This window comes from Streptomyces sp. NPDC047880 (assembly GCF_040706515.1).
Classification (GTDB): Bacteria; Actinomycetota; Actinomycetes; order Streptomycetales; family Streptomycetaceae; genus Streptomyces.
In genome coordinates this window covers 78989-99056 of sequence record NZ_JBEZOK010000012.1, presented here as the reverse complement: position 1 = coordinate 99056, position 20068 = coordinate 78989, and the positions used below count along the sequence as shown (strand labels likewise).

At 68.0% G+C, this 20068-nt stretch carries 18 protein-coding genes and 1 pseudogene; 9 read left to right on the top strand and 10 right to left on the bottom strand.

Annotated features, from left to right (window positions below; translation table 11 throughout):
* Positions 1–13 precede the first annotated feature (13 nt).
* The 3 genes and pseudogenes from AB0937_RS19755 to AB0937_RS19745 form a co-directional block, all read right to left on the bottom strand.
* Positions 14–868 carry a hypothetical protein gene (locus tag AB0937_RS19755; protein ID WP_366713280.1) on the bottom strand — a complete coding sequence of 285 codons (855 nt, stop codon included), beginning with the start codon at positions 866–868 and terminating at the stop codon, positions 14–16.
* 614 nt (positions 869–1482) lie between these two features.
* Entirely contained in the window at positions 1483–1671 is a 189-nt protein-coding gene (locus AB0937_RS19750) for a DUF397 domain-containing protein (RefSeq protein WP_366713278.1), read from the bottom strand.
* Positions 1668–2539 (bottom strand): annotated as a pseudogene (locus AB0937_RS19745) (helix-turn-helix transcriptional regulator). Before AB0937_RS19745 ends, AB0937_RS19750 begins: the two are co-directional and overlap by 4 nt.
* Before the next feature lie 166 nt (positions 2540–2705).
* On the opposite strand from AB0937_RS19745, the gene AB0937_RS19740 reads away from it, so the two are divergent.
* Together AB0937_RS19740 and AB0937_RS19735 are read left to right on the top strand one after the other, a co-directional pair.
* Positions 2706–3176 (top strand): ATP-binding protein, encoded by a 471-nt coding sequence (locus AB0937_RS19740; RefSeq protein WP_366713276.1) that lies wholly within the window; start codon positions 2706–2708, stop codon positions 3174–3176.
* Positions 3177–3551: 375 nt separating this feature from the next.
* A complete protein-coding gene (locus AB0937_RS19735; protein ID WP_366713275.1) occupies positions 3552–4139 on the top strand; it encodes a hypothetical protein in 588 nt (195 codons plus the stop codon).
* Positions 4140–5176: 1037 nt separating this feature from the next.
* On the opposite strand, the gene AB0937_RS19730 is transcribed toward AB0937_RS19735, so the two are convergent.
* From AB0937_RS19730 to AB0937_RS19700, 7 genes are all read right to left on the bottom strand, one after another.
* Complete coding sequence (locus AB0937_RS19730; protein WP_366713274.1) at positions 5177–5662, bottom strand: hypothetical protein; 486 nt, start codon at positions 5660–5662, stop codon at positions 5177–5179.
* Positions 5659–5988, bottom strand: a complete 330-nt coding sequence (locus tag AB0937_RS19725) for a hypothetical protein (protein WP_366713272.1) — start codon at positions 5986–5988, stop codon at positions 5659–5661. Before AB0937_RS19725 ends, AB0937_RS19730 begins: the two co-directional genes overlap by 4 nt.
* Positions 5989–6155: 167 nt before the next feature.
* Positions 6156–6605 (bottom strand): hypothetical protein, encoded by a 450-nt coding sequence (locus tag AB0937_RS19720; RefSeq protein WP_366713270.1) that lies wholly within the window; start codon positions 6603–6605, stop codon positions 6156–6158.
* Positions 6602–9025 carry an AAA family ATPase gene (locus tag AB0937_RS19715; RefSeq protein WP_366713268.1) on the bottom strand — a complete coding sequence of 808 codons (2424 nt, stop codon included), beginning with the start codon at positions 9023–9025 and terminating at the stop codon, positions 6602–6604. Before AB0937_RS19715 ends, AB0937_RS19720 begins: the two co-directional genes overlap by 4 nt.
* A 225-nt stretch (positions 9026–9250) precedes the next feature.
* Positions 9251–10924, bottom strand: coding sequence for a DUF262 domain-containing protein (locus tag AB0937_RS19710; protein ID WP_366713267.1), 1674 nt, complete (start codon positions 10922–10924; stop codon positions 9251–9253).
* A gap of 315 nt (positions 10925–11239) precedes the next feature.
* Entirely contained in the window at positions 11240–13126 is a 1887-nt protein-coding gene (locus AB0937_RS19705) for a DUF2075 domain-containing protein (RefSeq protein ID WP_366713266.1), read from the bottom strand.
* Between the two features lie 268 nt (positions 13127–13394).
* Positions 13395–13604, bottom strand: a complete 210-nt coding sequence (locus AB0937_RS19700; RefSeq protein ID WP_366713265.1) for a hypothetical protein — start codon at positions 13602–13604, stop codon at positions 13395–13397.
* A gap of 441 nt (positions 13605–14045) precedes the next feature.
* Between AB0937_RS19700 and AB0937_RS19695 the strand changes: the two genes are divergently transcribed.
* The 7 genes from AB0937_RS19695 (at position 14046) to eccD (ending at position 20060) form a co-directional block, all read left to right on the top strand.
* Positions 14046–14378: a hypothetical protein gene (locus tag AB0937_RS19695; RefSeq protein ID WP_366713263.1), complete on the top strand. Its 333-nt coding sequence runs from the start codon at positions 14046–14048 to the stop codon at positions 14376–14378.
* Positions 14379–14450: 72 nt separating this feature from the next.
* A complete protein-coding gene (locus AB0937_RS19690) occupies positions 14451–14762 on the top strand; it encodes a pore-forming ESAT-6 family protein (protein WP_366713261.1) in 312 nt (103 codons plus the stop codon).
* Positions 14763–14816: 54 nt separating this feature from the next.
* A complete protein-coding gene (locus AB0937_RS19685) occupies positions 14817–15209 on the top strand; it encodes a DUF6507 family protein (RefSeq protein WP_366713259.1) in 393 nt (130 codons plus the stop codon).
* The gene (locus tag AB0937_RS19680) at positions 15206–17554 is read left to right on the top strand and encodes a hypothetical protein (protein ID WP_366713258.1); all 2349 of its coding nucleotides are present in this window, start codon (positions 15206–15208) and stop codon (positions 17552–17554) included. The genes AB0937_RS19685 and AB0937_RS19680 overlap by 4 nt, the downstream gene beginning before the upstream one ends.
* Before the next feature lie 9 nt (positions 17555–17563).
* On the top strand, positions 17564–18208 hold the full coding sequence (locus AB0937_RS19675; RefSeq protein ID WP_366713257.1) for a hypothetical protein: 645 nt from the start codon (positions 17564–17566) through the stop codon (positions 18206–18208).
* 162 nt (positions 18209–18370) lie between these two features.
* Positions 18371–18661 (top strand): hypothetical protein, encoded by a 291-nt coding sequence (locus tag AB0937_RS19670; protein ID WP_366713255.1) that lies wholly within the window; start codon positions 18371–18373, stop codon positions 18659–18661.
* Positions 18662–18677: 16 nt separating this feature from the next.
* Positions 18678–20060, top strand: coding sequence for a type VII secretion integral membrane protein EccD (eccD, locus tag AB0937_RS19665; protein WP_366713428.1), 1383 nt, complete (start codon positions 18678–18680; stop codon positions 20058–20060).
* Positions 20061–20068 lie beyond the last annotated feature (8 nt).

The window sequence follows — 20068 nt, the reverse complement described above, 5'->3', positions numbered from 1 at the left end:
GCCCATGACGAACTCAGCTCTCCGTCCACAGTTTCTTCATCAGACGTCGCTTGTCATCGGGTGCCGAAACTCTCCGAAAGACGCCAGGAGACACCCGGTAAATGCAGTCGACGCCATACCGATGCAACAACCGAAGTTCCCGTTCGTCGGGCGAATCAGGGAGCAGCACGGCAAGTCTGTCCACAGGACGCGGACTGTGCGGGGCGTAGTCCAACAACTGAGAAAGGGCTTCACGCACGTACGGGTGACCGGTGCGGCTCTTCGCTTCGATCACCTCCACAGTGTCAGGTCCCTGTACATAGATGTCACAGAGGCCGACTGGGGAACGGAAGCGCTCAGCAGCAACGGTGAGTGTGGCGCAGAACTCCGTGACCAACGGCTGTTCATCACGCCTGTAGAGGGTTGTCGTCGCAGCGCGCTCGAAGCTGACAACTGGCGTGTGCTGCTGTTCCAATGCAACCCGGTGAACGGGGAGCGGATCGCGGGCAGGCGGCTCCTCGACGCCGAGTTGCTCCAACACCGTCCTGGTGGTTATGCGCAAACCCTCGATGACAACCCGGGCTTTGTCACCTTCGAGCACCAACTGGCCAGGAAAGCCGTAGTTTTTGGAATATCCAATCAGTTCAGCTAGTTCCTCGTATGGAACCTCAGCCGGGACAAAGTCCCGCAAACTGTATACAGTATGCCAACTCTTACCGCCGGGCGACGGCGGCCAGAGTGTGTCGGCGACCTCGCGGTTGACGAAGACGACGCCGACTTCCCCGACAGCCAGCACTTTCTTCGCTCCAGTGAAAAGAGCCACATCGCCCGTGCGAACGCTGGACATGGCCTTGTCATGAGTCGATGTAGCACCCCAGAAGCGGGCCACACCGGCAGGATGCAAGCGGCTTAGCCGCTGAAGTTGCCCAGGCGACAGATGCCTCGTCAAGGTTGACTCAGTGAAGGGCACCTCCCGCGCAAGCGTGTCGCGCCAATGCTGACGCGACTCTTTGCTCCCGTATGCCGGACATACGAGCACGCGCGCTTCGGAGTCGACGTCCAGGACGGAGCCCGCCGCGCCCTGGGTAAGGTCAGCCGCACACACGAAGTGATCATAACTTCAGATCAGCTAATCATACTGGTTAACGTAACCTTTCAGCCACACCCCTCATTCGGCCAGCCCTTCATGTATGCAGACGAGTTGGTTCGGCCATGCAGCGGCGGCATTTCAGGGCGCTCGGGATGAACCGGACGAGCCGGTCTCGTCGAAGTGGCGTATTAGGTGACCACTCGAAGGGGACTTCCAGCCCCAAGGAGCGCCTGCTGGCTCGACGAAGGCCATCAGGCCACCGCAGGGATTCGTGGATGCGCTGAAACCTGATCCACGTGCTCGCCGCCACCTCCCTCGCGGTCACCCGCTTTCGCACCAACGCCCTCGCGCCGGCGGCCGCCAGCGCTCAACTCCTCGGACCAATGGAGGCCACCGTGCCGCCGTACCGCTGCTCATGCATCCGTCAGGTAACCCACGAACTGCGACCACTCCTCGCAGCCGACAGCGAAGTGAGGACGCGACACGTCCTTGGAGTCCCGTACGCACACGGCCTGTTCGGTGACGGCGACCTCCACGCAGCTGTCACCCTGGCTGCCGCTGTAGCTGGACTTGAACCACGCCAGTTCCGGCCTCGTGCTCATAGCTCTCCTCGGAGTCGCTCCAACAGTCCCCGCGAGTCCTTGGCGTTCAGGGCCTGCGAGCGCAGTGTGTCATAGCGCTGGCAGAGTAAGCTCACCTCTTTCACGTCGGAGATCAGACGGCCATTCTGCTGCCCTTCGGAGTACGCGAGCCGGTGCCCCTTCAGAGTCTCCAGCAACTGCGCCGGCCCATCCAGGCAGGCATGCAACCCAGCCTCCAACGGAACGACTTGAAGCATCACGTTCCGCGGTGCGCTCAGTTCCAGCACATGGTCGAGCATCTCCCGCATCTGCTCCGAATCCCCGAACCGGCGCCGGAAGACGTGCTCTTCGACGATGAAGCTGAACGGCGTCGTCGGACGCTCGAACAGCATCCGCTGTCGCTCCATCCGCCGGGCCATGAAGTCCTCCAGCAGGCTGTCCGGCGCCACCGGAACGGTCCCCTCGAACACCGCCCGCGCATACCCCTCCGACTGCAACAACCCCGGCACCAGTCGGCACTCGTACGTGCACAGACTCACCGCCACCCGTTCCAGCCGAGCCCACTGCCGGAACCACGCCGCGAGCCCCACGTCCCCGCGCCCCGTGTCACGTACTGCGAGGCCTTCCGCAGGGCGCCGGTGTTGCCCAGCGCCTCCTCGGACCGCTCCACCAGCGCCACATCCGGCATCCGCCGCCCCAGCTCCACCAACTCGACCGTGTGCTTCGAGAAGCTCACCAGGTTCGCGAACTCGGTTCTGCTGTAACCCGCGTGTTCGCGCAGCGCCTGCATGACGGCTCCGAAGGTCCGCAGACTGTCCGAGGGCCCTGGCTCCCGGTCCGTCTCGCCGCACGGCAGGTCCCCGCCGTCCACCACACCGCCGTCGGCCATCCGCAGCCACCTCCGGTTCGTACACGCGCTGTTCGCCGTCTTGAAGTCGACGGCACTCAGCGTGACGCATGAGCCGTCGTACCGTCCACGGAATGTGCCCGTACGCTGACGCAACGTACGGGCCGTGCGCCTGGAACGCGCCTCGCGCACCCGCCACCGTGGCTCCATGAACACGATCACGCCCCAACACCGCCCTACCGTGCGCACGTTCGCCCAGCTCCTGTCGTCCACTCGCCGCGGGGCCCGGCTCGCCCGTCTGCTCGCCGCCGGTCAGCTCCGCTCCTGGGAGGTGTCACCCGGCGTCACCGAACGTGCCGAGCAGATCGTGGCGGAACTCGCGGCCAATGCCGCCCTGCACGGTCGTGTGCACAGCCGCGACTTCCGGCTCGCCCTCACCCTCGACACCGCGACCGGGTTGCTGCGCATCGCCGTCACCGACGCTCGGGGGGAGAGCCTTCCGTCGTTCGCCCCGGACCTCGAACCGTCTCTGGACGCAGAGTCCGGTCGCGGCCTCCTCCTGGTGACCGCCCTCGCCGACCGCTCGGGCGTCGAGCCGTACCCGCCCGGCGGCAAGACGGTCTGGGCCGAACTGCGTCTGCAGGCCCTCGGCACGGACACGCGCTGGGAGCGGAGCTGACCACGACGGCTGGGCGCGGTTCACCCGCTGCGCGACAGACGACCGAACACGGCCCTGTGCCCAGCCGATGAGTGGAGGCCAGACTCCCGGATGGGCCACCACACTTCTACCGGTTCGACGCGGAACCAGGAGGCGCTGACGCTGACTTCGTAAGCAATGGCCGACCGCAACGGCACCGAGTCTGGACAGATAGGAGGTGTCGCGAAAACCCTCCGGAACCGGCAGCCCAAATGGGAGACTCCCTTGGGGCGTAACAACTCAGGGGGGCAAGGCATGGCAACGGATGCCCACGACGGACCGGTTCCGGACGGAGACGCTCGTGGGCAGCGAGTCCTCGACCTCCTGGACAAGGCAATCGGCGGCCAGAGCCCGCTGGTGCGCAAGAACATCGCACGGGCCCGTCAGCGGAACCCAGAGGCGTCGCCGGCGCAGGTGATACGCAACCTGGAGCGGATGTACGTCAGCGCCTTGACCGGGACAGGTGCCGCGGTCGGGGGGACCGCGGCCGCGCCCGGGGTCGGTACGGGAGTCGCGCTGGCGCTGTCGGCGGGTGAGGCGCTGTCGTCTCTTGAGCTGACCGCCCTCTTCGCGCTCTCGATCGCCGAGGTCCACGGGGTCCCCATCGACGAGGTCGAGCGCCGCCGGACGATCGTCATGGGGATCCTGCTCGGTGGGAGCGGCTCCACCACCATCACCAAGATCGCCGAGCGGACCGGGCAGCACTGGGGACGTCAGGTCGTCGCCAAGGTTCCGGTGGAGACGCTGCGACAGATCAACAAGGTCCTGGGGAAGAACTTCATCACGAAGTACGGGACCAAGCAGGGGATCATCGTTCTCGGCCGAGTGGCGCCGTTCGGTATCGGCGCTGTGATCGGCGGTGGGGCCAATGCCGCCATGGCCGCTCTCGCGGTGAGGGCCAGTCGTCGTGCGTTCGGTCCTGCCCCGACATCGTGGGACTGCTGACGCGCAGGACTTCACCGGCGTGCGTGAACTTGACCGGCTGATCTCGGTGCACTGCGGGGCGTCGAGCACCCCGCCTCCGCCGCAAGAGCGAATACGGCACCGTGCAGTCACCTCCGGGCCGTATGAGCGCGCTGACGCCGAACCTCGCCTCCGAGTAGCCGACGAGGCGCTGGCCGAAAACCAGCAGGTCCTGGCAACAGACACGGGAGTAGCAGCACAAGCCAAGGGGGGAAATTCGTGGGCGACGGAAGGTTCAGCCGCACGTGTTTGAGGTGCCGCAGCTTCATCAAGGTCGACCAGGACGACCGCGTGGTCGAGCATGACAGGCCGCTGAGTTATCTCCTCTGCCATGCCTCCGGTCAGCTCGCCAGGCTCGTATCGGTCGAGTGGGGCCCCGGGGCTCGACGCGGGCGACGGACGGCGAGTGGAGGCCAAGGGCACAGGCGTGATCGGCGGCAGAAGGCCGAGTACCTCAAGCCCTCTGGCTGGATGCCGAGTTACCGGGGTGAGCACCTGCCGACCATCGGCTTGCCCGCCAAAGGGTGGTTCGGTGTTTGGTTCCCGGCTCACACGTTGTGGGAACACGAGCGGAAGCTCTTGGGCTGGGTCGGAAGCGATCGATCCGGTGGGACGGCCGCGAGGGGTGTTGGACGGTTGCCAGCGCTCACTTCCCCCACGTGAGCCGCGAGTTGCTCCGCAGGTACCCGAGCGTCCTCATCGGTCGTGAGTACAACCCCCACGAGAGGTGCAACTCGTCCTGCCAGAACGCGAAGGGCTGGCTGTGTACCTGCTCCTGCCTTGCCAAGTACCACGGTCGCGGTAAATGGCGAAGCGGGTGGCGGACCCTCGGCGAGTTCGGCGGTCGGCGCGGGGGGAGACCGTGGCACTGGATGGCCGTTTCCCTTGCTGACTGATCGCCTCGGGACCCGCTCCCGGAGCGAACGTGTGCAGGACCGAGCCCCGTGCTCCGCTCCTGCCGAAGGCTCGTTCACCGCCTCCGCAACCGTCTGGACCGGGCGGAGCGTGAGTCCCGCACGTCAGACGGCAACCACGTGCACATCCGCCGGCGCCAGGACCGTCAGGTAGGCCTGGATGTCCGACGGATCGGTGGTGAAGATCACCGCGCTGCCGTGCCGGGCGGCTGCCAGGGCCACCCAGGCGTCCACCGCATCCGGTCGCTTCTTCGGCGGCAGGGCCGCCCTGCCCAGGGCGGTGCCGATGCGCCGCCAGTCCGCGAGGTCCGGGCCTGTAGCGCAGGCCAGGCACTCTGGACGGCCGGCCTTCGTCTCGCGCATGGGCGGTTCGGACGTACGGGCCTGGGGGACCGTGCAGTCCTTCAGGACTCCGGACAGGGCGTGCACCAGCGCCGGCTGGGGGCGCCACACCTGGGCGAGGACCGGGCCGAGCACCAGCGCCCGGTGCGGGACCGTGCGCAGTCCCTCGTGAAGAGCGACCGCCTTCGCCTTGCGGTCGGCGAGTGCGATGAGCATGCCGGTGTCGTAGACCGGCACTCGCGAGCTCACGCGGCGTGTCCCGGACGGCGGTCTTGCCGGTCCCGGCCGTGGACGAGACCCAGGGCTTCCTCCACCTCGCGGCGTTCCTGCTCCGTCAGTTCCGCAGCCGGTTCGGGGTCGGGTTCGGCGGGGAGCCCGTCCGCCGCTTGCTCCGCCCGGGCGATGAGTGCGTCCACCTCGGCGAACTGTTCCTCTATGGCGTCGCTCTCGGCCATCTGGCGCGTTGCGGCGTGCACCAGGTACGCCGAGACGTCCATGCCCGCCCGTTCCGCGTGCTGCCTGATGCGCTCGGCCTGGTCCCGCTCCAAGCTGATGCTGATGCGCGTCTTCGCCATGAAGGCATCGTAATACGCGTATGACGGTAGCGCGAGTGTGGTCGGTCGAGGTGGGTAAGCGGGCACGCTCCTCTCCCCGGCGCCCCGTCCCGTACCGCCTCCGCCAACCGGCGTCCGCCTCCCGCCGCCCGCCCCGCGCGGCGGGTCTGCGGTCCGGCGGCGATCCATCACTGAGTCCGGGGCGCCAACGCCCCGATCACCCGGTCGACGTCGTCCCGCCACCCACACAGCTCCCCCTGCGTGGGCGCCAGCTCGTACCCGTGGTAGTGGCAGGCCCGGCTGAGGCCGGCCCAGGTCGACGACCAGCGGCGGGCCGTGTCGGGGTCGGCGTAGGACTCCAGGCACAGGGCCTGGGCGTGCGGCGGGCAGTGGGCCAGCTGCGGTTTGCGGGCCTGCCAGTAGCGGCGCAGGGCCTCCTCGAGGGCGTGGCGCAGCAGCAGGGCCACGGCGCGCGGCCAGACGCCGGTGGTGGAGGCGGTGGCCGTGCCGAGCAGCCGGTCCGCGCCCGCGAGCAGTTCCTCGGGGGTCGAGGTGCGCGGCGGCGGAGGCGGGAAGGGCGCGGGGAGCTGGGGCGGGCGCGCGGGAGGGATGGGCGGGGCCGGGGGGATCGTGGTCACAGGGATCGCACCGCCTTCGCGAGGTCCGCGGTGCGGCGGATGATCTCCTCCGCGTCGTCGACGGGTACGGCTTCGTGGGAGCCCTTGTTGCACCACCGGATGTGGTCGGTGGCCTGCTGGCCGTAGGCCCGGGTGAGGTCGGTCATGGCCTCGCCCACCCGGTCGGTCTCCCCGTAGAGGGCGAGGGAGGCCAGTTCGGTGAGCCTGTGGGCCTTGGCGATGCGCTGCTCGATCTCGGCGTGGGGCACGCCCGTGCCGAGGAGCCGGCGCCGGGCCGGTTCGAGGAAGGCGGCCTCCAGGGCGGTGCGGCACAGGCCGGGCAGGACCCGGGTGCCCACGTCGCCGGGCAGGTCGCGGGTCCTGGCGAGCGCCCTCGCGTCGTGCAGGGCCTGCTTGACGGGGTCGTCGCCGGAGCGGACGCGTACGGCGGAGCGCTCGCGACGGTCGACGGTGAGGACGGTGGCGGGCAGCCGCAGGTACTTCAGGGCCTGGGGCAGGCGGGTGTCGTGGGTGAAGACGACGACCTGGCGGTGTTCGGCGAGGAGGGCGAGGACACGGGCGAGGCCGTCCACCTTGGCGGGGTCCATGGACTGCACCGGGTCGTCGATGACGAGGAACCGGAAGGGGTTCTCCGGCAGGAAGGTGCGCGGCAGGAAGAGGGACAGGGCGAGGGCGTGGAGTTCCCCCTGGCTCATCACGCCGAGCGCCGGGGCGTCGATGTCGTCGACGGTCACGTCGAGGGCGACCTTGCGCTGGGTTGCGGAGCCGCTCAGGCGGACTGGGCCGAGGGCGACATTGCTCTGCTGGCGCAGGTTGGACCAGATGCGCTGGGCGTCCTCGGCGATGGGCCGCATCCGGTCGGCGCGGATGTCGTCGTGAGTGGCCTTCAGCCATTTCTGGGCGGCCTTGACGCGGGCCAGGTACGGGGCCGCCTGCTCGGCTGCGCGGGCCTTGTCGAGCCAGGCGGCGATCGCCCGCGCGGTGTCGCGCCAGGTGTCGTCCTGGCCGGCGAGGCGTGCCGCGGCCTCCTGGCGGGTGATCCGTGCGGCGTCGGCGGCGGTCCGTGCGGCGTCGGCGGATACGGTCGCCAGCACGACCGGGTCGGAGACGGTGCGGCAGCGCAGCCAGTCCTCCCAGGCGGCGGCGATCTCGGACGGCAGCCAGCCGGGGGGCGGGACGGCCAGGTCGCGGACGGCCTGCGCGGCCGCGTCGAGGTCCCTGCGGGTGGTGAGGACCTGCTCGGCCTCAGCGCGCAGCAGGCGTTCCTGCTCGGCGGCTTCCCGGGCCCATTCCTCGTCGAGGCGGGCCGTGCCGCCGCACACCGGGCAGGTGTCGAGGGCGGGGTGGGCGCGGTGGTGGGCGAGCGCGCGGGCGAGGAGTTCCGCGCGGCGCAGCGCGCCCTCGGCGGAGGTGCCCCGCATGTCCTCGGCGGAGGCGATGGCTTCGCGCAGCCGGGTCACGGCCGTGGCGACCGCCTCGGTGTCCGGGCCGGTCAGGGTGGCGCGGCGGCGCAGGTCGAACAGGAGGGACTCGTCCGCCGCGTCGGTGCCGGCGGCCAGTTCGGCCGCTCGTGCGAGGTCCGGGCGCCGGCCGCTCAGTGCGGTGTGAGCGGCCCGTGCGCGGGGGTCTTCGGTGCCGTTCAGGAGGCTGAGCAGGGCGGGCAGTTCGGCCTTGGCCACTTTGGCGGGTGCCTCGTACTCGCGGGCCAGCTCACGCAACCGCTTGTCGACGGCGGTGAGTTGTTCCAGTCCGAGGATGGAGGCGACAGCGTCGTACATCTCGCTGGGCTTGCCGCCGATCACCTGGCCGAGCTCGGAGTACGACAGGAAGGGGCGGTAGGTCGCGAGGTCATCTTGCCAGCCGAGGTCCTGAAGGGGGACGGGGGCGTGGCCGGGCCGGTCGAGTTCGGCGGTGGAGTCGGCGACGTCGTCCCCCTGCCAGGTGCGCACCACAGTGGCGGGCTCCGGATCACCGTCGATGCGCAACTCCACGGCGACCTGCGGATCCTGGCCGTGGTGGAGGTTGCGCCAGCTCTTGCGCCAGATGTCGCTGCGGCCGCGCCAGCGGGCGTTGTCGCCGGTCAGCGTGATCTCGACGGCTTCCGCGAAGCTTGACTTGCCGGAGCCGTTGCGGCCGGTGACCAGGGTGAGCCCTGGGCCGGGGGTGAGGGGGAGGCGTGCGGTTCGGCCGATGCCGCGGAAGCCGCTGACCGTGACGGACTGCAGGTAGGCCCCCGGCATGCGGCCACGTGCCGGGGCCTCGTTCTGGAAGGCGGTGAGCAGGACAGCCCGGGTCTCCTCGTCAAGGTCCGAGCCGGCGAGCCGCCCGGCGATGAGGTGGGCGAGGGTGCCGGCGGGCGGATCGAGAGCGGGCGGCCTCGTGGGAGGGGTGTCCGGTGCGGGATCGGCTGATACGGACATGCGGGGACTCCCGAGGAGGCGACGGCTGGGAAGCGCGAGGCCGGGCAGGCCGGCGGCGACTGAGCGACACGGGACGCACGGGCACGACGGGGTGACTCGCAGCCAGTGATCCGCGCGCTGTGGACGACGACCATAGCCCAAGCGGCGACAATAATGGAACTCTTTGGAACATCATGGAGTTGCTTGGCTATCGTGGTGACCGATACCGACTTCCCGGCCCCGCACTCACAGGCGCCACTCCTCAGCAAGCAGGCCCAGCAGCTCCTGCTGCCGGGCCTTGAGCAGTTCGGGGGTCCACTCGGCGTGCTGGAGCACCTGACTGGTCAGCGCGAAGGGGACCACTCCCCCGCGGCCGGTGAAGTACTTGATCTTCTTGGCGGCGAAGTCGTAGTTCTGGGCCGTCGAGTTTTTGTAGCGGTTCAGCAGAACCAGGTTTCCCAGGCGGTGCGTCCACTGCACTCGCTGCTCCTCGTGGAACAGCTCGACCCACTGCGAGTCACTCCCAGGGCTCTGTGGCAGTACGTGTTCCACAGTGATGAGCGGGTGGTCGTACGTCACTCCCTGCCCGCGGGCCAGCAACTCGTCGAGGCGAAGCAGCACGTACTTGCGGACCCTACGGACGAGATAGAGATCGCCGTCGAGCAGGTTGAGAGTGTCCGCCTTCTCGTCGTCCCTCAGCTCGAGGGCCGGGGAGTCGAGGCCCTGGCCTTCGTCGAGCTGTCGAAGCAGTTCGGCATAGCGTGTGACGCGAGGTGTCGTGTAGACACGCCGGATGAACATGCTGGCCGACAGGCGTTCCAGCGCTCGCATGAACGCGTCGAGCCATGCCGGGTCGCCCTCATGGTGGCGCAGCGCCCAGAGGGCGGCCGGTCGCCAGTCATAGTTGTCGATCTGGTGGAGCCTCCTGAACCAGCCGTTGACCGCCTCCGCGCCCGAAGCCGACTCATAACGGGCCTCCTTGATCTGCGCGTAGGCCTCGGCGTAGGGCCGAACGACGTCATGGACGAACGCCTCGGCCCGGTCGGGGAGGTAGTGGCTGAGTACCTGCTCCGGAAACTCCTTGAGCAACTCCTGTTCCGCCCGCTTCTTGGCGAAGATCAACCGCAGATGGAGGAAGAGCTCCGCGAAGTCGTCGCGCCCCAGCATCTCCTCGGCGTCCTCCCAGGTGGTGGCGCACGCCTCGGACGCTTCCCGGTCGAGGTCACCGATGATCTGCGACTTGAAGATGTCGGTGGGCGACAGGTCCAGACCGCGGGAGTTCATGACACTGAAGATCCGGTGAGCGCTCTCGAGGTCGGGAGTGCTGACGACGACCAGGAACGTCCGCTCGGCAAGCATCTGCGCCAGTTCGAGCCGGCGCTCCTCGGTGAGGGCGATGAGGCTGCGGTGCAGGGCGGCCGCGTTGCGCAGGATGGCCTTCTGCGCGTCGGTACGGAGGACGTCCTCCTGGAGCGCCAGCAGCGTGTCCACCGCGCCCTTCGTCTGCACGTACTTCTCGAAGAAGTCCTTGTCGCGGCTGCGCAGCGTGATTCGTGGCCTCGGCGCGAGGCCGCGGATCTTGGCGCCCGGCTCCACCACCAGCCGGTCGAGGTCACCGCGCAGTTCCGCGTCCTCGGTGAGGTCACGCAGGACCGACAGGAGGATGGTGAGGGTGGTGAGCCGCTGCTGGCCGTCGATGACCTCCGCCTTCGGGGCCCCGCCGTCCTTGACGAGCACGACGGACCCGAGGAAGTACGGCTCGTCCGCGCTGCGGTCCAAAGCCTCCTGCAGGTCGATCAGCAGCTGGGACGCCTGCTCCTCCTGCCAGGCGTACGGGCGCTGATAATCGGGGATCTGGAAGTCGTAGTCGCTGCTGAACACCTTGTGCAGGGGCATCTCGTGCGCCTCGAGCTTTTGCATGCTCCGATGATGACGGAAGGATGCGAAGGCACTCAATCGTCGCAACTTGCCGATCCTCAATAGCGGTTACGAGGACCCGGTGCCCGGACCGACCTGCGCTGATGCCCGTTCAGCAAACCTGTAAGGCCGGCGAACAGCGGGTGGTATTCACTGAGCTGGTGGGCGGGGTGTCAAACGGGGCCGGCGATCCGTCGACGTACACGAGATTCAGCGGTCGCGGCCTCCACACAAGGCGATGCCGTGCGTGAAGCGTAGGAAGCCCGTCGGGCCGCGACCGGTTCGAATGATCTCAGTGTCCGGCCGCGGGTGCCGATGTCACGTCGCGACCAGTTTCCGCGTCGGCTGTCCCCCGAGGTCCCGCAGCTTCTCCCGCGTCTCCGGGTCCGTCGAGTACACGATCGTGCCGACCATGCCCCGGGTCAGCAGAACCTTGTACGTATTCCTGATCAGTCGGTCCACGTCGGTGTCCGATGTGGACTTCTTGAAGACCGGATCTTTGGACGCGGTGCGGTCGGTGATCCAGCGGTCGCCGCGCCAGACCAGGTCCGGGCCGATGATCACACCGGACCAGTCGTACTCGAAGCCCTGGGCGGTGTAGACGCAGCCGACCTGTCCGAAGCCCGCCGGGTCGGTGGCCCACAGGGCGGCCGGGGGCGCGCCGGAGACGGAGCGGTCACCGCGAAGGTTCCAGGGGCGGGCCCAGTCACCGATGGCGACGTCGGGCGGGAGCGGGTCGCCGGGCTTGGGCTCCGGGGACCAGCGCCAGCAGTAGCCCGCGGACATGCGGGCGCCGTAGCCCTGGGTCCGACGGGCCTCGAGGAAGGCTTCCATCTCCTGCGGGCTGTCGGCGACCAGCAACTGCATGCGGCCGTCGGGCTCCCACTCGACCGGCCCGCCCTTCTCCAGGCCGAGGAGGCGGACCACCCAACGCAGGTAGGCGTCACTGCCACCGCAACGAAACTGGCTGTCCAGCGGTACGACACTGCAGGGGATGTCCCGCTTCGCCGCTGCCGCCTCGATCTCGGCCACCGTGCCCATCTCACCGGGGCGGACGACCTGGTGCTCGTCGAGGAAGAAGACGGGCACGTAGGCGACGTCGATGAGTTCGTCGATCTGTGCCCTGCCGTTACGGTTCTCGGCGCGCGTGAAGCGGTTGGCCGAGGTCTCCCGGATGCGGTGTGCCTCGTCGCAGATCAGGGCGCCCAGGCTGTTCTTCTCGGTCGTCATGAAGCTGTTGAAGTACTTGAACAGGTCCTGGACTTCCCGCTTGCGGGCTCCGGCGACCTTCCTCATCGTCTTTGTGAACGACTGCGAGCCGGTGGCGTGCAGTGCCGGCACCCCGCGCCGGTAGAGCTCGCCGAGCAGTTGGAGGGCGATCACGCTCTTGCCGGTGCCGGGGCCGCCCGTGACGATGACGACCTCCTTGCGATCGGCGTGCTTCGCCTTCTCGACCGCGTTGAGCACCATCCGGTAGGCGACCTGCTGCTCGTCGAGCAGGACGAACTGTGTGCGGTCGCGCACCTCCTCAGCGGCCACGGACATCAGCTGCTTCGACGGCACCGTGGCGCCCGCACGGAGTTCGTCCGCGGCCTGGGCCCCCGGGTGCTGAGCACTCAGCCTCGTACGAAGGTGGTCGAGGAAGGCGCCGCGGCGTTCCTCGGTGAAGAGCAGTCCATGGCCATCGCGCTCGATCTCGCGCAGCCCGGTCACGCCGAACTCGGTGGCGTTGTGCAAATATGCCGCTCCGGCCACCCGATGCCCGTGTTCGGCCACCGCACCGTTGAAGTTGACGAGGTACTCGCAGTAGCGGCGCACCTGCTCGATGGGGTTGAGGACCGGGTGGGCATAGGCGTCGACGTGGCACAGCGTGGGGTCGTCCTCGTGAGGCAGGGCCTGGCTCCACTGCTTCAGCTCCACCACGACGTAGGACGGTTCCCCCGTGACCGGGTGGACTCCGGCGAGGACGACGTCGGCGCGCTTGCTGTTCAACGGGAGCGAGTACTCCAGCATGACCTCCACGTCGCCCAGGCCCGCGTCGTTGAGTGCGGCGGCCAGGACGGGGATGCTGCGCTCCCAGGAACGCGCCTCCGAGGCTCCGGGCCGATAGCCGTGCATGTGGACGAACTTGTCGGTGAGGTGCAGGAACAGCGAACCGTCTAGTGCCATGACGGCGACCGTTTTCGCGGACGCGCGGAACAGCAAGGACTTCCCCCAGGCAGCACGAAGAGACTCGTGCGGGTGGGGGCATGTCCTTCGAGACTCCACCGGGGTGGAGCGGAAGCCCGTCGGGCCGCGATGACGATGTGTTCGAGGGTACCTGGTGGTACTGACAGCCGTACCGGGGTCATGGGTGGCGGTAGCGTTCGCCGTGGCTCCGCAGCCGGCTCAGCAGGCTCTCCGGGCGATACGAGGTGAGCCCACCGCGGTGGTCAGGAACCCTCCGCGGCAGAGGTGAGCCCACCGCGGCGGATCATGAACCCTCCGCAGGCATCAGTCCGCCCTCCGACTCGGCCACTTCCCCGGCGGCGATCAACGCGTCGATGTCACCGGACAGCGCGTCCCGGATATCGGCTCCAAGCCGTGCCCACCCGAAGAAGCGGGCGGCCTCCCGCAGCAGGTCCTCGCGGTGCACGCCCGGGCCTTCGTCAATCACGTTGCGGAGCACGAGCTGCCGCTCCACCGCGGGAACCTCCGCCACTCTCCGGGCGCACCGGTCCGTCGGCGTGCGGGCGGCTGAGGCCTGGCACGGTCTTCCAGCAGACGGCCTGGCCGATGACCGCATACGGCAGCCGGCGCGATCCGAGGAAGTACCGGAACACTCCATCGCGTCCGTAGGGCCGGTTGGCGTCACCACCGTCCGCGGTCGAGGCGGTCACGGTCATCGCTCCCACCGCATTTGGAGCACGGCGGACACCACCGACAGCATGGGGCGCGACTCCGATTCACTTTTCGCCGCGTTTCACGGCTAGCCACTGGATCAAGCCACTTCGACCTCTTCTGCGTTGCGCCTGCAACGCAAGATACGGAAGGATGCTCGACGACTGTGAGTCACACGTGACGTGTGAGTACGCTGCAGTGATCGCGCAACGCCACTGCGCAACACGCTTACGGGGGTGGGTTGATGAAGTTCGACATGGGGTCGACGACCCTGTCGGAACTCGGGAAGAGCACCGTCGGCTCGAGTGAGGACCTGGGCACGCTGATCACCTGGCTGATCCAGGCGGCGGAGCCGCTGGAGGGGAAGTTCAACGGGGCGGGCAAGGCGGCGTTCGACACCTTCAAGCTCAACGCCGATGAGATCACGGCTGCTCTGAACGGTTCGCTCGGCGCGATCCTCGGCGGTCAGTCGGGCATGGACACCGCGTTCGGCACCGGTGACGTGGAGCTGGAGGACAACGCCCATCAGAACATGGGTGCCGCCAACTTCGACGCGGCTCGCTTCGGCGCACGGTAGCCACGGCGGCGTGCGTGCGCCCGCCCACCGAAACCACCTTCATCGTCACCGTTTTCAAGGGGGAATCCGGCCATGGGGCAGAACCAGGACCGCCGTTCGTACGACACCGGTGCTTCCGGTGAGGTGCAGATCAGTCTGCACACCGTCATCGGGCAGTTGGAGCGGGTACTGAGCGACCGCGACCGCGCGGTGAAGGCAGCGATGGCCGACTTCACCGCGGACGGCGTCGCCGACGAGTACCACGGCAAGGAGGCGCGCTGGCACCGCGCCGCCGGTGAGGTACGCGAGATCATCCGCCTGGTCCGCACGACGATGGAGCAGAACGACGGGACTGCGCAGACGACCTTGGCCAAAGCTCGGGCGGCCGTCGACAACATCGGCTGACGAGGAACGCTGGACACGGAGCGCTAGCAGGAGCAGGGAAACGGGGGCTGACGCATGCCGGCGTGGGACATCTCTCCGTCCGGGGTCCAAGGTGTGGTCTCGAACGTGGGCGACGTCATGAAGGTCCTGGACGAGATCGTCCAGGCGTACTCGGGAGATGTCGAGGGAGCGGCCACCTCGGCCGGGACCCTCGCTCCGGGTGGGGCGGGCGGTGAGCACAAGGGGCAGACCGGACTGGTCGCCGCAGCGCTCGCCGAGTTCATGGAAGGCACCGCCGACGAGTTGAAGTTCATCGGCGAGCGTGTCGGCAAGTCGGTGAACGGCGCGGTGGAGGCCACGGTGGCGTACCGGGACGGTGACCTGGAGATGGCTGCCGAGGTGCAGCGTCGGGCGGCCGGACTGATCAGACCCGACATGCCGGAGGGCTGGAAGGCCGGCCGCCTGTGATCAAGCCGGAGTCCATTCCGCTGTTCACCGGTGATCTCGGCCAGTTGGAACAGCACACAGACGCCCTGCGCAAGGAGGCGGACGGCATCCGCCAGGCCGGCGGGGAGGCCCATCGGCAGTTCCAGGGACTGTCGGCCTTCTACCAGGCGCCGGAAGCGGAGGACCTCTTCGCATCCACCAAGCCGGTGAGCGATGCCGCCGACAGGTTCGGGGACAAGGTCGCCACGGTGGCGGACGCGCTGCGGACGTACGCGGCCGAAGTCGCCCCGATCGCGAAGCGGTTGGAGCAGCTGCAGAGCCAGGCGACCACGTTCGTCGCAGGGCTGAAGACCGACAGCGGGGCGTTCGACGAGAACTGGACCGATGACGCGGACAAAGTCTCGGAGCACCAGGCCCTGATGCATGACGTGAACGTCGCACAGGCGGCGTTCGCCGCTGCCGAGATCGCCTGCAACAACAAGATCACGGCACTGGTCGGCGGCACTCAGTACGTGATGAACACCGGCGCGAAGCAGTTCGTGCCGCGCGGCGCGGAGCTCTACGGCTACAGCGCCGACGTGCTGGACCAGGCCAAGGAACTCCCCTGGGGCACACCGGTCACCCAGTCCCACGACTGGTGGGACCCGGACGACCTCGGCTACTACGCCAAGAGCTTCTTCTGGGACGGCATCGTCGTCGACAACGTCTGGGGCACCATCGACGGCCTCGCGACGTTGACCGGATTCCACGGCTCGGACAGCGCGGGCCAGGCCTGGGAAGGCCTGGTCCGGGCCGTCGTCGGAGCAGAGACCTATCTCATGGAGTCCGGTGGCCAGAAGCCGACCGGGATCTTCGCGTCCGACTTCGCGCAGGAGAGCAAGGGATACGCCAAGGAGTTCGCCAAGGGCTTCGTCGCCTGGGACATGTGGGAGGAGAACCCGTCCCGCGCGGCAGCCACCGTCGTCTTCAACGGCCTCACCCTCGGGGTCGGCCCGCTCAAAGCCGCCTCGGCGGGCAAGGCCGGCGCGGCGGCCAAGACCGCTGCCACGGTTGCAAGGGTCGGAGAGGTCATCGACCCGCTCGGCGCCGCGGTCAAGGTGACGGGGCATGCCATTCCGCGGATCGCCCAGGTGACGGAGAGCCTGCGGGGTGTCAACAATGTGCCCGCACTGCGGAGCCCGCACAGCGTCCTGGAGTTCTCGGACGCCTCGGGGCGCTCGGTGCTCGTCGTCGAGGACGGCAGGTTCGTGGTTCTCAAGGACGGTCGCATGATCTCCAGCGCTCCGCGACGGGAGCATTCCGTCGTGGCACAGGGCGCACCCGGGACGGCGTCGGCACCGGAACGTGATCTCGCCGGGGTCAGCGCTGCACCGAGAACTTCAGAGACCGCTACTCACGCTGGAGACGCCCTCCCACCCCGGGGAAACCATGAGGGGTCCTCCGGAAACGTCGGAGGAGATTCTCCACGCAGGACAACAGAAGCGGTCGGTACAGGCAGCGGAGTCACACATGTCGGTGAAACCGGGGCTACCGGGTCACGCGCCGGAGATGTCGGAGACAGCCGTGCCAGCAGTGGCTCGGGCAACAGTGGAACCGTTGGCACGGGCGACCTCGGACGGACTGGTCACGGCGATCACGCGTCGGAGCACTCAGGTGCCGCTGGGGCACCCGGTGCGTCCTTCAACCCTGTCGACGAGATCGCCCCGGATCGCTACAGCAGGGGCGCAGCGTCTGCCGGGGCGCCCTCTGAGCCGATGCGTCCTGGCCAGGAGGCGGGACTTGTCGAGGAACTCACCAGGGCGAAGATGCCGGCCCATGACCAAGCTCGCGCAATTCGCACCTTGAGTAAGGAACCATATGGCGCCCAAGTCGCGGACCTGATTACGCGAGGACATCTGCGCGGGATCGAGAATTACGATGAAATCCTCAAAATGTGCAAGCAGGGCGCCAGCAAGTCCAACAAGAGCATGGTGCCTGCGGCGTACATGGCATTGACTCACGCTACAGAATTGCAGAACCGCGGCTTCTCCCGTCTTGCATTCGAGCTGAAGGACGACGCCACCGACCTCGACCTAGACGTCGCTACGCTTCACACCGACGGCACACCGCATTACGGTTACCAGCTCAAAGACGTGGACACCGTCGAAGGCATCAAGAGCGCCGCCAAGAAGGCCGCCAACCAGCTCAAGGGCGGCACAGCCGACGCGAAGGTCGCTATCCTGGACGTCCATCAATCGATCGCCGACCTCAACGCTAAGATGTTCAAGGAAGCAGAATTTCACGCCAGGAGGGCAGGGGCTACATTTCACCTGCGCTTCGAGGACGGGTCCATCACAGTCCCGCCGAACGGCCCCGTTTTCCCGTAAGGAATTTCCATGTCTACTCTGATGCGTGCACCGCGTGAATGCGGCTCTTGGTTTTGGGACCTCGACGAAGTAGCTGACTCAGGATTGGAGTCTGCGCTACTTGTGGCATCGAGGATGACAGAGATCCTCGGACGTCATCAACTCCTCACGCCGCACAAACTCGAATATGACTGGTACGTGCTCGACTCCGGTGGTATCGGAATCACGACCAGCTTGGCGTTGACGGTTCCCCTTGCAGACCCTCACCTTCCGGAACGAGTGCTCGGCAGTCGGCCTTCAGGTTTCCCGAACGCCGAAGTCGATGACATTCACGTAGTGGGGTCGGGGACGTGGATCCATCCGTCTGGTGAGCTCCGCCGCGAGCCTCGACTGGTCGATCTGTCCGTATCCCCCGCCCCTATTGGTCTTTCAGCAGAGCTTGCTGTCCACCACGACATCTGGGGATGGTTCGACTTTGCAGGTCGGCCCCACCCCGACGTGCACCAACTCAACGCTCCGCGCCTTGCGGCGGCGCTACAGGACCTTAATTCCATGCTGGGCACCAAGGGAGAGCCAGGTGAGGTCACGTACTTCGGCTTCGCCACAGAACTCGGTATCGGAACCCCCGACGCGCTCGATGACGGCTCGGGCCCTGATGTGACGGACAAGCTCTGAAGGGGAATCAGGTCGCAGAGGGGGAAGGTCGAGTCATCGAGGTCGAGTCCGACTACCTGCCTCATCACCTGCTGCGGCGGACTTGGGTGGGCGAGTTCCCGGGGTAAGGGGTGCGCCCTGTCGAATGCCGAATTCCCGTTGAAGAACAGGTGACCGAAGACTGTGACAGCCCAGGACTACGACAGTCAGCTCCTCGAATCGGTCTCCGTCCGCCGCCGTCGCCTCCGTGACGCGCTCCTCTTCGGCGCGCAGCGGCAGCGCCGGTCGCTCGATGAGCGGATGGGGAAGATGTTCGCCGGAATCGTCATCGCGGCGGTGATGTGCGCCGGGTGTGTGGGCTGGTCGTTCGTGTCGCACCGGGTCATCGGGAAGAGCCCGTACGGCGCGTCTGTGCCGTCCTCAGGGCAGAACTCCCCAGGCACTGCCGCCCCTTCAGACACTTCTTCTCGATGATAGGTTCGAACGCGTGATGTCCACGGGGTCCTTGAGTCGTTCGGCGACCAACAGCCGTACGGCGCTGAGCCGGGTCACCCTGGTCGGGGAACGGCGTCGGGTCGACCTCGTACTGCCTTCGCGGGAGCCCGTCGGAGTCCTGCTGCCGGAGGTCATGCGCCTTCTGGACGACCGCGTCGGGGACCGGCCCGAGTTGCGCCATCTGATCACCTCGGACGGGTCGGCGCTCGCGCTCGACGGCTCTCTTGAGTCGGCCGGAGTCGCCGACGGAGCCGTGCTGCGGCTCGTGCGGGTGGAGGATGCCCCGTCCGCGCCCGTCGTCCATGACGTCACCGACGAGGTCGCCGACGATCTCGACTTGCGCCTCTGGCGGTGGCGGCCCGCGGTGCGGCGTGTCCTCGCCGGGTGCGCAACCGTTCTCTGGGCCGTCGCCGCCGGGCTCCTGGCCCGGGGCCACTTCGCCCTGTCCTCAGTCGGCGCCGGGCTTCTCGCAGTTGCCGTGGCATGTGCCCTGGCCGGTGCCCTCCTCGGGCGGGCCCGGCGGCACGCGCTCGCTGCCACACTCATCGTCACGGCCGCGGCCCTTGCCGTACTGGGCGCTTGGACCTGTGCCGACGCCCATGGCTGGGGCGGTGCGGTGCGGCTGGCGGGCGTCGCGGGGGCCGTGACGCTCGCGCTGCTGCTCGCCGGCTGGTTCACGCCCTTCGGACGCGGGGCGCTGATCGGCGCCGGAGCTGTCGCCGGTTGCCTTGTGGTGTGGGAAGCGGCCCTCGCAATGCAGGGTGGGACTGAAAGCGCCGCACAGCAGACCCGGGTGGGTGCGTTGCTCGCCGTCGTCTCCGTCGTAGTCCTCGGGATGCTGCCTCGGCTCGCGCTGATGGCGTCGGGGCTGACCGGACTGGATGACCGTCGTACAGGCGGGGTGTCGGTGAGCCGGTACCAGGTGGGTACGGCGCTCGCGGCAACCCACCGTGGGCTGGCACTGGCCACCGTCGTTCTGGCCGCGTCCGCGGGTGCGGCCGGCGTGCTCGTCCTGGGCACCGTGTCGGTCTGGAGCGTGCCGCTCGGCATCACCGTCATGGTGGTGCTCGCCCTGCGGGCGCGTGCCTTTCCGCTCACCGCCGAGGTCGTGATGCTGCTCGTGGCGGCGGCCTTCATCGCAGTACGTCTTGCCGTGGTGTGGAGTCACCACGCCTCGGCCGCCGTGGGCCCTGTCGCCGTGCTCGGATTCCTCGCCGTCGTACCTCTGGTGGTGCTGGCCGTGGAGCCGGCCGAGCATGTGCGGGTGCGGCTGCGGCGCGCCGGTGACCTCCTGGAGTCCGTGGCCGTGATCGCCCTGTTCCCGTTGGTGATCGGTGTGTTCGGGGTCTACGGGCGACTGCTCGGCACCTTCGCGTAGGACAGGGT